The sequence below is a fragment of the Flavobacterium sp. 20NA77.7 genome, assembly GCF_031326205.1.
Lineage (GTDB): Bacteria > Bacteroidota > Bacteroidia > Flavobacteriales > Flavobacteriaceae > Flavobacterium > Flavobacterium nakdongensis.
In genome coordinates this window covers 863,512-877,644 of the sequence record NZ_CP133721.1, presented here as the reverse complement: position 1 = coordinate 877,644, position 14,133 = coordinate 863,512, and the positions used below count along the sequence as shown (strand labels likewise).

The window sequence follows — 14,133 nt, the reverse complement described above, 5'->3', positions numbered from 1 at the left end:
AACATGAAATCATGAATACACAAGACGAAATCAAATATCAAGAAGCTTTAAAAAGAGTTAAAAAACTTAAAGGCTTTTATACACACTCAATTGTTTATATTTTTATAAATATATTGATATTTTTTCTTAATGTCAAAAATTTAGAGCAAGGCGAAAGCTATTTTCAGTTTAAGAATTTCATGACAGCTTTCTTTTGGGGAATTGGTTTGTTAGCGCACGCATTGTCAACATTTTTACCTTATTTTATTTTAGGCAAAGATTGGGAAGAACGCAAAATTAAAGAGTTGATGGAGAAAGAAAAAGCGAATAAATGGGAGTAATATAATGTGTCAATTTGAAAATGTGTCAATTTGAAAATTTAGAAATTATGCAAAACGAAAACATTCCCCCTTCGGTGGTTAGGGGACTGAACATCATCATCATCGAAGACGAAAAGCCAGCAGCTCGATTATTACAGCGTAAAATTGGAAAATTAGGCTTGCAAGTGCATACATTGCTACATTCTGTGGAGGAATCAATAGTTTGGTTTCAAAATAATCCGCATCCTGATTTGATTTTTTTGGATATTCAATTATCAGATGGACTTTCGTTTGAACTATTTGAATACTTTGACAAAGCGCAGCAACACATAAAAAGTGCAGTTATTTTTACCACCGCTTATCACGAATATGCGTTGCGTGCTTTTAAACTCAATAGTATTGATTATTTACTAAAACCAATTGACGAAGACGAACTTTCAACAGCCATTTCAAAATTCAACAATCAATTTCAATCCCGAAACTTCGGGACGATTTCAAATTTAGATTTTGAAGCCATAAAACGCCTATTAGTCAATCCAGCGGAAAAAGAATATAAAAAGCGATTTTCAGTGAAAATTGGACAACAAATAAAAGTAATTGCTATTGATGAGATTGAATGTTTTTACAGTGAAAATAAAGGCACGTATATGCACACTTTAGACAATAGAGATTATTTAATAGACTCAACTTTAGAAGTGTTAGAAACTGAAATTAATCCGAAAGAATTCTACCGCATCAATAGAAAGTTTATTGTTCCAATGAAAGCGATTAAGGAAATTCAAGTGTACACCAATTCAAGATTAAAAATCATTTTACCTACTTACAAAGACGATGAAGTTATTGTTGCCCGAGAAAGAGTTAGTGAATTTAAGACTTGGATTGGGTGAACTTTGTAGTTTGTAGTAGAATATAAAACTGAACACCAAACAGTAGTGATGCTAAAACCAAATGAGCGGTTTGGCTTCCAAATGGAAAATGTAAGTAACTCATAATAACTCCAGAAAGTATTTCTAAAAGTAAAATACGTAGTACCCAGTCTAGTTTTTGAACACCTAATTGTAATCTTCTGTTTCGCAAAAACAAATACAAATTAGCTAATAAAATCACAATAGAAAAACTTCTGTGAAAGTAAAAAGATAGTGTTGGGCTTTCTAACCAAAATATTTTTGGCAATCCAGATTCTACAAGATGATCTATAGCCTCTCTTACTTGTGTTCCTAGTATAACTTGTAACAAGGTAAAACCTAAAACTACATACAAAACCAATTTAAATTTAGAATCTTTAAGTAAAATGGTGTTTGTAGTAGAAACTGATGCAATTAGACACAACTGAAAAGCGACAATAATCAAAGCGACTAACATATGAGTAGTTATCTTATAAGGGCTCAACACAGAATCTACAACCGTTTTACCCAGCCAGGCCTGAAAACCCATTAGGAAACAAATAAAAAAAGAATAGAATATTATTTTCTTGTTCTCTTTCCAGAATGAAAAAGACAGCATAAAAGTGAGTAAACAAGCTAATCCTGCTAAGGCTCCTACTAGCCTATTGATGTATTCAACCCACGTATGCGACGGATTAAAAATAGCATAATCGTGTTTAGTATAAGCCTCCCAATTACTTGCAAAAAAAGAAGAAGTAGCCGTAAAATCAGATTTTGCTACAAGTAATCTTTCATCTTTAATTATGACTTGACCTTTGTCATACGCTTTATTTGGTGTAAATTCAAGTTCCTTTTGTTCTGTTGGCGGAATGTAATACCCAAAACATTTTGGCCAATCTGGACAGCCCATACCCGAACCTGTCATTCTAACAACTGCTCCTGCAATAATAACCATATACACTAAAACTAAAGCTGTTTTTGCTGATGTAAGAAAATATTTTTTCATTTCATTTATTATGTTACAAAGTTGCTAAGTTACAAAGTTACTGAGTTATAGAGTTTGTTTTATTTTACTCATAAAAGAAGTTAACATTCGTTCAAGTTCTCGGCTATCTTCATAAAGTTTATTAAAATTTTCTAAAGAAATATAGTTTAAGTTATATGCGATTTCAACTTGTGTTTGAAATTCGAAAAGTGAGCCTAGAGAAAAAGTTAAAAATCTATAATAATCTCTATTTGTTCCTCTTCCAAAACCTTCTGATATATTACTTGGAATTGAGATGGAACATCTTCTTATTTGAGAAGTAAGTCCAAATTGTTCCTCATTAGGAAAATCTGCCGATATAGAATAACAATTAGTAACTAAAGTCATCGCTTTCTGCCAAATAAGTAAATCTCTAAATGTTTTCATTTTTTTAGTTTTTGGTTTCAGAGTTTTTTTTTTAGTTTCAGAGTTTTACTTTGCCACTCAGCCACTTTACTACTTTGCCACTCTAAACTCTACTACTCTGTTACTTTGCTACTGTACTACTTTAAACTATGCTACTCTGCTACTTTTTCTAATCCCATTCCTAAAGCCTTATTCAATACAAACTCTTTTGCTGCTTCATACTCATTCTGGATTTCGCCTTCTAAAATGGCTTCTTTCACGGCTTCTTTTAAAATACCAATTTCTCTACAAGGTTTTAAGTTAAATAATTCCATAATTTCTTCGCCAGAAATAGGTGGTTGAAAAACACGAACACGGTCTTTTTCTTCAACCTCAACAATTTTTTGTTTGACTATGTCAAAATTATGATGGTACTTTTGAAATTTCTTTGGGTTTTTTGTTGTGATATCTGCCTTGCATAAGGTCATTAAACTTTCAATGTCTGCACCTGCATCAAATACCAACCGACGAACAGCACTATCTGTTACAATGTCTTCAGCAATTACTATAGGACGAGAACTCATCATAACCATCTTTTGTACAAATTTCATCTTTTGATTTAACGGCATGTGTAAGCGTTCAAATATTTTTTTGACCATTTTTCCCCCTAAAAATTCATGACCATGAAAAGTCCATCCTTGTTTTTTATTGAATTTTTTTGTGGGTGCTTTGCCAATGTCGTGTAACAATGCGGCCCAACGCAACCAAACATCATCCGTATTTATACAAATATTATCTACAACTTCTAACGTATGGTAAAAATTATTTTTATGGGTGTGCCCTTCTACTTCTTCTACATTATTTAAAGCTGTTAACTCGGGTAAAATAGTATCTAATAAACCTGTTTGATACAAATGTAAAAAGCCAATTGACGGTTTATCTGAAGCTATTATTTTATGTAATTCATCTACTATTCGTTCTTCAGAAATAATGGAAATTCGTTCTTTATTTTTGGTAATTGCTTCTAACGATTCCGTTTCAATTTCGAAATTCAATTGGGTGGCAAATCGAATAGCACGCATCATACGTAGTGGATCGTCAGAATAGGTAATATCTGGATTTAAAGGCGTTTTTATTATTTTATTTTTTAAATCTTCTACCCCGTTAAACGGATCAAGTAAATCTCCAAAATCGTTACCATTTAATGAAAAAGCTAAGGCATTTATGGTAAAATCTCTTCGTTCTTGATCGTCTTTTAACGTTCCATTTTCTACTCGGGGATTTCTGCTATCATGTGTATACGATTCTTTTCTGGCGCCCACAAATTCTATATCCATATCGTTGTAACGCAACATCGCTGTGCCGTAGTTTTTAAAAACTTGAACTTTAGGGTGAAATGGAATTAATTCAGAAACTTTTAAAGCCAACTCTATTCCGCTCCCAACAGCGACTATATCGATGTCTTTTTTATGATTTCGTTCCAACAAAACATCTCGAACAAAACCACCAATCACATAACATTCCAAGTTAAGTTCTTGAGCCGCTTGTGAAATAATTTTAAAAATAGTATATTCTAAATGTTGTTTGTAATTCATGCTTTTTGTTTCAAGTTTCAAGTTTCAAGTTTCAAGTTGTTGAATACTTTACGCTCAAAACGAAATTATTTTCTAATCACTTTTACTTGACTATCTAAACCTAATTTGATAATTGTAGAAGGATTTTTGCAAATTTTATCGTGGTGCAAATTTACTACATAGTCTACACCTTTTATAATTTCAGGACTTATTTCTTTAAATGTTTTTGGTGTAGGTTGTCCAGAAATATTTGCCGAAGTGGATACTAATGGTTTTTTCATACGCTCCATTAGTTTAAAACAAAAGGGTTCCGCAACTATTCTAATGGCTAATGTATTGTCTTCTGCAATAATGTTTGGCGCCACATTTCTAGGTTTATCTAAAATTAGTGTTGTGGGTTTTTCTGAATAATCTATAATTTCCCACGCTACATCCGGTATGTCTTTAAATACATTATACATCATTTTTTCGCCATTCATAAGTACAATCATGCTTTTACTTTCTTCACGTTGTTTTAAAGCATAAATTTTCTTAATGGCTTCTTCATTCGTAGCATCACAACCAATTCCCCAAACGGTATCTGTTGGATACAATATTATACCTCCGTTAGCGATTACCTCAAAGGCATGATGTACTTCTTTATTAATGTCCATATACTTATTCTATTGGTGGTAATTCTTTTTTTATAACAGCTGGAATTCCTGCTACCATACAATTATCAGGAATGTTTCTAGTAACAACTGATCCAGCTGCTACAATTACATTTGATCCAATTTCAATAGTAGGTAGAATTGTGCTATTAGTTCCAATAAATGTAAACTTTCCAATTTTACAATTTCCCGATATATTTACATCTGGACAAAGTTCTACAAAATCATCAATTAACACATCGTGTCCAACTGTACAAGATAAATTAATTAATCCTCCTTTACCCACATGAATATCATTTGTTAGTATAGCATTTGTCATAATATTAGAACCTTCTTCTATGGTATTTCCATAGCTTCCTATATGAGCAAAAGGACTAATAACTGAAGTGAATTTACCTCCTATTTCTTCAAATTTTTTATATAATTTATATCTTAAAATAGGATTTCCTATACCTATTGTAAAACGCGGATCTATTTCTAAAAATAATTTTTGTGCTTCTTCCAATGATTTTAATACCGGAAATGTACCGTAGAGAATATTGCCCATATCGTCATTTACATCATCATAGAAATATAGATTGTCTAATTCACTTTTTTGCTTAAAAATTTCTAAAACTTCTTTAGCAAAACCTTTAGCACCAATTATTAACATAATAATGAAGTATTAATTATAGTTGAAATTCTTTCTAAATCGTGTTCTTTTAATCCTACATACAAAGGCAAACAAAGTATTCTTGATGCAATTGACTCTGAAATAGGCATATCCATTTTTTCAACAAAGGAAACTGTATTTAAAGAAGGATAAAAATATCTTCTAGGGGTAATGTTTTCATTTTTTAATTGTTTCTCAACATGCAACAAAACCTTCTCAGATTCAAAAATAATAGGAAAATAACTGTAATTCCAATCTGTTTGTGGTCTAATTTTAATAGACGTTAATTTTGAAAAATCCAGTGTTTTTAGATAATAGTCTGTTACTTTCTTTCGTTCTTCAAAAATATAATCCATTTCATCAAAAACCGCTAATCCCATCGCCGATTGAAGTTCAGATATTTTTGCATTTATTCCAACACCATGAAAAGCTAATGGTCCATTATGTCCAAAATTATGACTATAAAAAAGTTGGTGAAATAAGGCTTCATCTTTACAAAAAATAGCGCCACCTTCTCCTGTATGAAAGACTTTAGTAGCATGAAAACTACAGGTACTTACATCGCCATAATTAAATATAGATTTATTTTTATATACTACTCCAAAACAATGTGCTGCATCATAAATTACTTTTAAATTATGTTTTTTAGCAATGTGTTCAATAGCTTCCACCTCACATGGATTTCCAAAAACATGTGTGGCTAAAATAGCCGTTGTCTTTGATGTTATAGCCGCTTCAATTTTAGTTTCATCTATAGTTAGAAATTCTGGATGAATATCAACAAATACAGGCTTACAATATTCCCAAATGATAGCTGAAGTGGTAGCAACATACGAAAATGGTGTGGTAATAATTTCTCCTTGATTTCCTAATAATTTAAGCGCTATTTGAATAGGAATGGTACCGTTATTTGTGATGAGCATATTTGTTGTGGCGTACTTTTTTTGGATTTTTTCTTCCAATTCCAAAGTGAGTTCTCCCCTGTTTGTTAACCACACTTTATCCCATGCTCTGTCTAATATTTGCTGAAACTTCTTCTTTTCAGGTAAAAAAGTTTTTGTTACGTTAATCATCTATTTGTCTATCTTTGAAAATATTTTATCGGGTCTAAAATTACTAATTAATTAGTCAATAAATGAATTTTTTACAAACAATAGAACGTAAATTTAATAAAAGGTATTATCGGTTACTTGCTAAAAAACAAAAATCAGACTATATACAAAAGAATTACATCGCTAAAGATAAGTTAATATTATTTTTTGTACCCAATGATTTTAATTTTATAAGCGGCGGAATCTTATCGATTTGTACCATTTTTGACAGTATTAAAAAATTTGAAAAACTACATAAAAGTGATGTTTTTGCGAGTTTTCTACCTCATTTTAAAGAAAAATTTGCAAAATATCATCGTTTTAAGAATGATTTAGTAATTTTTAATTTTGAGGAAATTAAAAATCTTTACCCTACTTTAGATACACTAGAAATTCATATTCCGGAAATTTTCATTAAAGATTTAGTCAACACAATTGGTCAAAAAAGTGCTTTTAATGAATGGTTAAAAAACTGTAAAAACATTAAGATTAATATTCTAAATCAAAATGATTTTTACATGCCTGACGCAAAGTATGTTGAAGATTTAAAACAACTAACGGCAAGTATTACAATGACCGTAGCGCATGAAAAGTATGCTACACTCGACAAAAGAAATCAATATAATATTCCGTTACATCTATTTTCACCTTGGCTAAGCCCTACTCCATATGCTTATTCTCACTATTCTGAAAAAGAAAACATAATTGTTTTGTCACCAGATGAAATTGAAAAAAAAATATATCCAACAGAACTAACACGTGAAGATATTGTAACTAAATTAAAAACAGAACTTCCTCTTTACAAATTAATCACTATTAGGGATATGAAATATGACACGTATAAATCACTTATTGGTAAGGCAAAATTTGCCATTACTTTTGGAGAAGGTTTAGACGGTTATTTTATTGAACCTCTGTTTTCGGGTAGTATTTCTTTTGCAGTAAAAAATCCCATATTTTTTAATTATCAATTTGAAGATGCTCGTACCGTTTTTCCATCTTATGATGCATTGATGGAAGGAATTATTGATACTATAAAAAAATTAGACAATGAAAAAGAGTATGACAACTTAAACAATGACCTTATACAAAGAGCCAAGAGCATATACAGTTTAGAACGTTTAGAATCTAATATTGAGAATTATTATTTAGGAAATATTGATTTTAAGTAGAACGTATTAATTGTCGTTTATTAAACCACTTGTCAGTCAAAAATAATACTCTAGCTTTTATAGGATAATGTTGTAACATCGCTTTTTTTAGTTCGTTATATAACGTTTCATTTTCTGCAACTATTATCTTGAAATAATCTTGATAAGGACTTACATACTTCGCTAATAACACATTTCGTTGATGGGCTATAGTGTAGCGTTTTAATTTCTTTTTAGCATTTGAAAAGCTAATTGAAAAATTAGATATGTCAAAAACTTCAACTAGCATTTTTTTAGTTTTTGGTGTATATGCATGAAAAACACCTCCTACTTGTTGGGAGCTATGTATTCTATAGTTAAAATATTTTTCTGGAAGCATTCTAAAACTTTCACTTTTACAAGCAATAATAGCCATCCATTCATCATGATGAAAGTTTTTTATTTCTGGAAAAGGTAAACAATCTTTAACTATTTCTTTTCGTATAGCCATAGAAGCGCCTGTAGCAATGTTAGAAACACAAGAAATTAACTTCGCATACTGAAATAGTATGCCTTCGTTTTCCAACAAATAAGGCACGTCCCAAAAAGCATATTTAGCAGAAATATCGGAATTTTCATCCATACAATAGCCATTTGTAGCAACAACATTAATGGTAGGATTTGCTTCAAAAAAGCGAATAATATTAGCTACTTTTTCGGGTACCCAACTGTCATCTTGATCAGACAGAAAAATAACATCACCTGTGCAAAGTGAAATGGCTTTTTCAAAATTTTTCACACTACGTAGCGTGGTTTCGTTTTTAACTACTTTAAATACATCAGGATAACTTTTTGCATAGACTTCTAAAATTTCAAATGTGCTATCTGTAGATCTATCATCACATACAACAATTTCATCTACTTTTCTAGTTTGATTGAGGATAGAATCTATTTGCTCGTTCAAATAGTTTTCGCCATTATAGGTGCAAAGTGCTACAGATACTTTCATTTATTTCAAATTAAAAATTCGATCTACCCAAGCGCTTAACGTATAATATGAATATATTTCGTCAGGTAAAGATTGATAAGACGTTTCAAAAAAACGTGCTTCAATAATTAAATTATGTTCATCAATAACCCTAATATTATTTGGATTATAGAAATCGTATGTCACAACATTTCTATTTGTCGTAATAACTTTCTTTTCAAATGCCATGGCTTCAAAAATTCGAAAGCTTAATCCCGTTTGGTTAGTTCTTACTAAATCAATGACAACTTGGGTTTGTTTATAATATGTGTGCATCTCTTTTTGATTGACTCTGTTTCTTCTTAAATCAATTTTTTTTAATTGAGATGAAAAAATATGTTTCCATTTATACAAGGTTGTTTTTTTTCCAATAATAATAAATTGATACGATTTTTTAAGTTGGTCAAAATACGTTTGTAAAGCAAATAGATTAGAAATACGTTTATCAAATGAGGCAATATATAATACATCATTTTTTATATCACTTGGAGCAGATTTTTGTATTTTTTCTATATAATTATAATTTGTAGTAGGTTTAAAACCATAGTTTTGAATATCTTCCTTATCAAAAGAATAAATTTCATCAAAAATACCATCTAACAAATGTGAAATTGAACATCTGGCCATACTGTCATATAAATAGGCCATATATTTTTTAGTATAACCTTTAATTTGTTTGTGATAAGCTAAATCAATTAATTCAGGATTAAGCACAAGTATTTGATCTTGAATTCCTCTTAATTTTAAGGTTTCAATTATGTACTCTTGTCTTTTAATTAATTTAGGATTTTTGTTCAGAAAGATTTTACTTAAACTATTATGAATACGTGCCCAAAGATTTTTATGTTTAAACTGTCCAATTTTTATATGAAAACTATCAATGCCTTTTTTTTGTAAAGCAGTAACTATATGATGGTCATAATCCCAATGATCAAAACTAATAATACAAATTTTTTGTGGCATTTCTAATAGATAAAGGACAAAGATATTTATTATTTTATAAAGTTTTTAAATTACATTTGTAATTCAATTTAAAAAAATGGATAACGAATTACAAGCTATTTTAAAAAACTTTGAAAACCAAGGTACACTTTTAGTTGAAGGTAAAAGAAATAAAATTAAAATTTTTGCTTACAATGGAAAGGAAGTAGCCATTAAATCTTTTAGAATTCCCATTTTTATTAACGGTATTATCTATAAATTTTTTAGACCTTCAAAAGCAAAACGCTCGTTTGATTATGCTAAAATTTTAACCCAAAAAGGAATTGGCACTCCTGAACCTATAGCCTATTATGAGCATTCTAATTTTTACAGAATTTTAGACAGCTATTACGTTTGTGAACACATCCAAGCCGATTATGTGTTCAAAGATTTATTTCATCAAGAACTATCAAAAATTGAATTTATCCTCAAACAATTTGCGCATTTTTGTTTTGCTATGCATGAAAATGGGATAGAGTTTTTAGATCATTCGCCTGGAAATACACTTATTAAAATTGATGAGAATCAAAATTGTCAGTTTTATTTAATTGATTTAAATAGAATGAAATTTCATCAAAAAATAGATTTTGACCTAAGAATGAAAAATTTAAGCAAAATAACGCCTAGTAAGGAAATGGTTCAGCTGATTAGCAAAGAATATGCTAAATTATATCAAAAAAACGAAAATGAAGTGTTTGAAAAAATGTGGTATTACACTTCTAAATTTCAAAAAAAATTTTTGAGAAAAAAGAAACTTAAAAACTTTAAAATATAAATTAGAATATGAATTTAAGTTTTTTAAAAAATAGAAAATTAATTATAGGCATTTGGTTAGCCATTAGCATAATAACCGCTATTAAACAATTTTTGATAGAAGGATACAATAATTATTTGATTTTCAAACACGTTTTTTACCATACAATTGAACAAAAATCATTGTATGCTACTTACCCCGAGTTGTATTTTGACCACAATCATTATGGCCCTATATTTAGCTTATTTATAGCTCCATTTGCTATACTTCCAGACGCTGTTGGTATGTTAGTATGGAATGTATTTAATGGTATATTACTTATTTATGCAATCTCTAAAATTCCTGTAGATTCTCAAAAAATAAATTGGATTCTTTGGATTTGTGTGCATGAATTTTTAACGACTATTCTTGGTTTTCAGTTTAACCCAATAATGACTTCGTTTATTATTTTAAGTTTTGTCTTTATTGAGGAAGAAAAAGAAATTTGGGCTGCATTTTGTATTGTGCTAGGCACTTTTATTAAATTATATGGAATAGTAGGGCTTGCCTTCTTTTTCTTTTCAAAAAATAAATTAAAATTTATAACTTCATTAGCTATTTGGTCAATTATTTTATTTGTACTACCCATGCTTATTTCTTCACCCGAATTTATCCTAAATAGTTATGGAGAATGGTTTGCTAGACTTGTAGAAAAAAATAATGAAAACGCGAGTTTTAATTCTATGCAAGATATTTCTATTATGGGAATGGTAAAACGAATATTAAATGAGCCAAGTGTATCAAATTTATTTTTTATTGTACCTGGATTAGTTCTATTTGGATTACCTTATTTGCGTTATTCTTTATTTAACAATACTAATTTTAGGTTGTTAATTTTAGCATCTGTACTTTTATTTACAGTATTATTTAGTTCTGGTTCAGAAAGCCCAACATATATTATCGCATTTGTTGGTGTAGCTATTTGGTTTGTCATTAAAGAAACTCCTATTTCTAAATGGGATTGGGCTCTTTTAATTTTTGCGTTGCTATTAACAAGTCTGTCACCATCGGATTTATTTCCAAAATTTATTCGAGAAAATTATATAAAACCTTATGCATTAAAAGCGTTACCTTGCGTTTTAATTTGGTTTAAAATTAGTTATGAATTACTAACAACACGATTTTCAAAACAACCCTTAACTACTTCGTAATGAAAAAAAACATTAGCATAGTAATTCCCTCTTATAATGAAGCTTCTAATATAGACAAGCTTTTAGCATCGTTAAATGAAACAATTACTGCTCTTCCTTATTCCTTTAAAATCATTTTTGTTGATGATGGAAGTAAAGATGAAACCGTTTCAAAATTAAAAGAAATTGCTTCACAACAAGATAATGTGTATTATGTAGAATTATCTAGAAATTTTGGCCATCAAAATGCATTAAAAGCAGGTATTGATTTGGCAAAATCAAATTCAGACGCTATTATTTCTATGGATGGAGATTTACAACATCCTCCTCAATTAATTCCTGAATTAATAGCAAAATGGGAAGAGGGTTATGACGTCGTATATACAATAAGAGAAGAAGACGCGTCATTATCTTATTTTAAAAACAAAAGTTCAAAGATGTTTTATGGCTTGATGAATCAACTTTCAGAAGTGAAATTTGAACCCGGGACAGCTGATTTTAGGTTAATTGATCAAAAAGTGGCTGAAATATTCTCTGATTTTACTGAAAATGAATTATTTATTAGAGGACTTATCAATTGGGTAGGATTCAATCAATACGCCATTAATTACAAACCTCACGCAAGGTTTTCTGGCGAAAGTAAATATACCCTGACTAAAATGATACGTTTTGCCATTCAAGGTATTACCTCATTTAGTACTCGTCCATTATATTTAGCCATATTTTTAGGAATGGGATTATCTGCATTTGCCATTCTCTTTTTCTTAGTTTATGTCTTTTACAGCTTGTACTTTGGTCATGTAATTTCAGGATGGGCATCAGTCATTACTACAATTGTCTTTTTTGGAGGATTAAATTTAATCGTCTTAGGAATTATTGGTATGTATATTGGTAAATTATTTATGCAATCAAAAGGAAGACCTAATTACTTAATTAAAAACTCCAATTACAAATGATACTTTTAAGCTTTGACATTGAAGAGTTTGACATGCCATTTGAATATGGAAAAGACATTACATTTGAAAATCAAATAGATGTTTCGGCTAGAGGTACAGAAATTATATTAGACCTTTTAAAGAAACACAACGTGAAAGCAACGTTTTTTTCTACGGCAACTTTTGCCATGCATATACCTGAATTATTAAAAAGAATTGTTGATGAAGGCCACGAACTAGCCTCTCACACCTACTACCATAGTTCATTTAATGTTATAGACCTAGTTAATTCAAAGAAAAAACTTGAAGAATTAGCACAAACCAATGTTGTTGGTTTTAGAATGCCTCGTATGCAACCCGTAAATGAAAATGAAATATTTTTAGCTGGCTATACATATAACTCATCAATTAATCCAACTTTTTTACCTGGAAGATATAATAATTTTGACAAACCCAGAACATATTTTAAACAAGATGGGGTATGGCAAATTCCTGCATCAGTGAGTCCAATTGTGCGATTTCCATTATTTTGGTTGTCTTTTCATAATTTGCCTTTATGGTTATACAAACGTATTGCTAGTTGGACATACAAAGTAGACGGCTATTTAAATATCTATTTTCATCCGTGGGAATTTACAAACCTAAACAATAAAGAGGCCTATAATTTTCCTAGGTATGTTTCCAAAAATTCTGGAGACGAAATGACTAAAAGAATAGATAATTTTATATCTTGGCTAAAAGAAAAAAAAGTTCCTTTTGGAACATTTAAATCTTTTCTAGAAAAGCATCAATTAGATTAATTTGAAAAAAGCATCTGTAATACTGACTACTTACAACGCGGAAGAATGGTTACAAAAAGTCCTTATAGGTTATAGTAATCAAACTGAAAAAGCGTTTGAACTTATTATTGCAGATGATGGTTCTTCAGAAAAAACGAAAAATGTTGTTGAATCTATTGCTAAAGAATACTCTTTAGATATTAAACACGTTTGGCAAGAAGACAATGGATTTCAAAAATCTAAAATATTAAACAAAGCCATTATAGAAAGCAGCTGTGAGTATCTCATTTTTTCGGATGGTGATTGCATTCCTCGCAAAGACTTTGTAGCCCAACATATAAGAAATAAAGAAATGGGTTATTTTTTATCTGGAGGTTATTTTAAATTACCCCTTATTACGTCACAAAAAATAACTAAGGAAACGATTCATAATAATGATTGTTTTAAACCAAAATGGCTATTAAACAATGGATTAGAATTTAGCTTCAAACTTACTAAATTGACTCAAAATGGATTTTTTGGTGCATTCATGAATTGGATTACTCCTACTAAAAAAACATTTAATGGACACAATTCTTCGTGTTACAAGTCCGATATTTTAGCCGTGAATGGATTTAATGAAGAAATGAAATATGGTGGCTTAGACAGAGAACTAGGCGAACGATTGTTTAATTATGGTATATTAGCCAAGCAAATTAGATACAGCGCCATCTGTGTTCATTTAGATCATGAAAGAAGCTATGCAACTAAAGAAAATTGGGCGCACAATAATGCTATTCGAAAATACAATAAAAAGCATCAAGTTACCTATATAGATAAAGGAATTATTAAAAAATAAT

Annotated in this window: 16 protein-coding genes; 8 read left to right on the top strand and 8 right to left on the bottom strand. The window is 29.9% G+C overall.

The genetic code is table 11. The annotated features are described in order from the left end of the window. The first annotated feature begins 11 nt into the window (after positions 1-11). A complete protein-coding gene (locus RF683_RS03840; RefSeq protein ID WP_309532879.1) occupies positions 12-320 on the top strand; it encodes a 2TM domain-containing protein in 309 nt (102 codons plus the stop codon). Between the two features lie 86 nt (positions 321-406). Further along, the gene (locus tag RF683_RS03835; protein ID WP_309533148.1) at positions 407-1,186 is read left to right on the top strand and encodes a LytR/AlgR family response regulator transcription factor; all 780 of its coding nucleotides are present in this window, start codon (positions 407-409) and stop codon (positions 1,184-1,186) included. Here RF683_RS03835 and RF683_RS03830 read toward each other — a convergent pair. The 6 genes from RF683_RS03830 to RF683_RS03805 form a co-directional block, all read right to left on the bottom strand. Then, on the bottom strand, positions 1,167-2,189 hold the full coding sequence (locus tag RF683_RS03830; protein WP_309532878.1) for a COX15/CtaA family protein: 1,023 nt from the start codon (positions 2,187-2,189) through the stop codon (positions 1,167-1,169). The two genes, RF683_RS03835 and RF683_RS03830, sit on opposite strands and share 20 nt — an antisense overlap. Positions 2,190-2,234: 45 nt before the next feature. Beyond that, positions 2,235-2,594 (bottom strand): four helix bundle protein, encoded by a 360-nt coding sequence (locus tag RF683_RS03825; RefSeq protein ID WP_309532877.1) that lies wholly within the window; start codon positions 2,592-2,594, stop codon positions 2,235-2,237. 131 nt (positions 2,595-2,725) lie between these two features. Then, positions 2,726-4,147, bottom strand: a complete 1,422-nt coding sequence (locus RF683_RS03820; RefSeq protein ID WP_309532876.1) for a CCA tRNA nucleotidyltransferase — start codon at positions 4,145-4,147, stop codon at positions 2,726-2,728. A gap of 65 nt (positions 4,148-4,212) precedes the next feature. Beyond that, positions 4,213-4,779, bottom strand: coding sequence for an L-threonylcarbamoyladenylate synthase (locus RF683_RS03815; RefSeq protein WP_309532875.1), 567 nt, complete (start codon positions 4,777-4,779; stop codon positions 4,213-4,215). Positions 4,780-4,783: 4 nt separating this feature from the next. After that, complete coding sequence (locus tag RF683_RS03810) at positions 4,784-5,428, bottom strand: acetyltransferase (protein ID WP_309532874.1); 645 nt, start codon at positions 5,426-5,428, stop codon at positions 4,784-4,786. Continuing rightward, positions 5,422-6,501: a DegT/DnrJ/EryC1/StrS family aminotransferase gene (locus tag RF683_RS03805; RefSeq protein ID WP_309532873.1), complete on the bottom strand. Its 1,080-nt coding sequence runs from the start codon at positions 6,499-6,501 to the stop codon at positions 5,422-5,424. The genes RF683_RS03810 and RF683_RS03805 overlap by 7 nt, the downstream gene beginning before the upstream one ends. A 62-nt stretch (positions 6,502-6,563) precedes the next feature. Between RF683_RS03805 and RF683_RS03800 the strand changes: the two genes are divergently transcribed. Further along, on the top strand, positions 6,564-7,691 hold the full coding sequence (locus tag RF683_RS03800) for a hypothetical protein (protein WP_309532872.1): 1,128 nt from the start codon (positions 6,564-6,566) through the stop codon (positions 7,689-7,691). Here RF683_RS03800 and RF683_RS03795 read toward each other — a convergent pair. Together RF683_RS03795 and RF683_RS03790 are read right to left on the bottom strand one after the other, a co-directional pair. Next, positions 7,684-8,658, bottom strand: a complete 975-nt coding sequence (locus RF683_RS03795) for a glycosyltransferase family 2 protein (RefSeq protein ID WP_309532871.1) — start codon at positions 8,656-8,658, stop codon at positions 7,684-7,686. The genes RF683_RS03800 and RF683_RS03795 overlap by 8 nt on opposite strands. After that, complete coding sequence (locus RF683_RS03790; protein ID WP_309532870.1) at positions 8,659-9,639, bottom strand: WaaS/CpsH family glycosyltransferase; 981 nt, start codon at positions 9,637-9,639, stop codon at positions 8,659-8,661. A gap of 76 nt (positions 9,640-9,715) precedes the next feature. Between RF683_RS03790 and RF683_RS03785 the strand changes: the two genes are divergently transcribed. From RF683_RS03785 to RF683_RS03765, 5 genes are read left to right on the top strand one after another with little or no spacing between them, the layout of a single operon-like run. Beyond that, positions 9,716-10,432, top strand: coding sequence for a lipopolysaccharide kinase InaA family protein (locus RF683_RS03785; protein WP_309532869.1), 717 nt, complete (start codon positions 9,716-9,718; stop codon positions 10,430-10,432). A gap of 8 nt (positions 10,433-10,440) precedes the next feature. Continuing rightward, entirely contained in the window at positions 10,441-11,601 is a 1,161-nt protein-coding gene (locus tag RF683_RS03780; RefSeq protein WP_309532868.1) for a glycosyltransferase family 87 protein, read from the top strand. After that, a complete protein-coding gene (locus RF683_RS03775; protein WP_309532867.1) occupies positions 11,601-12,536 on the top strand; it encodes a glycosyltransferase family 2 protein in 936 nt (311 codons plus the stop codon). Before RF683_RS03780 ends, RF683_RS03775 begins: the two co-directional genes overlap by 1 nt. Then, the gene (locus RF683_RS03770; protein ID WP_309532866.1) at positions 12,533-13,315 is read left to right on the top strand and encodes a polysaccharide deacetylase family protein; all 783 of its coding nucleotides are present in this window, start codon (positions 12,533-12,535) and stop codon (positions 13,313-13,315) included. The genes RF683_RS03775 and RF683_RS03770 overlap by 4 nt, the downstream gene beginning before the upstream one ends. Before the next feature lies 1 nt (position 13,316). Continuing rightward, positions 13,317-14,132, top strand: a complete 816-nt coding sequence (locus RF683_RS03765; protein ID WP_309532865.1) for a glycosyltransferase family 2 protein — start codon at positions 13,317-13,319, stop codon at positions 14,130-14,132. Position 14,133 lies beyond the last annotated feature (1 nt).

What these genes read in the sequence shown, in the direction of transcription:
- RF683_RS03840 (WP_309532879.1), top strand. Translation starts at nt 12, where the DNA reads ATGAATACACAAGACGAAATCAAATATCAAGAAGCTTTAAAAAGAGTT.
- RF683_RS03830 (WP_309532878.1), bottom strand. Translation starts at nt 2,189, where the DNA reads ATGAAAAAATATTTTCTTACATCAGCAAAAACAGCTTTAGTTTTAGTG.
- RF683_RS03825 (WP_309532877.1), bottom strand. Translation starts at nt 2,594, where the DNA reads ATGAAAACATTTAGAGATTTACTTATTTGGCAGAAAGCGATGACTTTA.
- RF683_RS03820 (WP_309532876.1), bottom strand. Translation starts at nt 4,147, where the DNA reads ATGAATTACAAACAACATTTAGAATATACTATTTTTAAAATTATTTCA.
- RF683_RS03815 (WP_309532875.1), bottom strand. Translation starts at nt 4,779, where the DNA reads ATGGACATTAATAAAGAAGTACATCATGCCTTTGAGGTAATCGCTAAC.
- RF683_RS03810 (WP_309532874.1), bottom strand. Translation starts at nt 5,428, where the DNA reads ATGTTAATAATTGGTGCTAAAGGTTTTGCTAAAGAAGTTTTAGAAATT.
- RF683_RS03805 (WP_309532873.1), bottom strand. Translation starts at nt 6,501, where the DNA reads ATGATTAACGTAACAAAAACTTTTTTACCTGAAAAGAAGAAGTTTCAG.
- RF683_RS03800 (WP_309532872.1), top strand. Translation starts at nt 6,564, where the DNA reads ATGAATTTTTTACAAACAATAGAACGTAAATTTAATAAAAGGTATTAT.
- RF683_RS03795 (WP_309532871.1), bottom strand. Translation starts at nt 8,658, where the DNA reads ATGAAAGTATCTGTAGCACTTTGCACCTATAATGGCGAAAACTATTTG.
- RF683_RS03790 (WP_309532870.1), bottom strand. Translation starts at nt 9,639, where the DNA reads ATGCCACAAAAAATTTGTATTATTAGTTTTGATCATTGGGATTATGAC.
- RF683_RS03785 (WP_309532869.1), top strand. Translation starts at nt 9,716, where the DNA reads ATGGATAACGAATTACAAGCTATTTTAAAAAACTTTGAAAACCAAGGT.
- RF683_RS03780 (WP_309532868.1), top strand. Translation starts at nt 10,441, where the DNA reads ATGAATTTAAGTTTTTTAAAAAATAGAAAATTAATTATAGGCATTTGG.
- RF683_RS03775 (WP_309532867.1), top strand. Translation starts at nt 11,601, where the DNA reads ATGAAAAAAAACATTAGCATAGTAATTCCCTCTTATAATGAAGCTTCT.
- RF683_RS03770 (WP_309532866.1), top strand. Translation starts at nt 12,533, where the DNA reads ATGATACTTTTAAGCTTTGACATTGAAGAGTTTGACATGCCATTTGAA.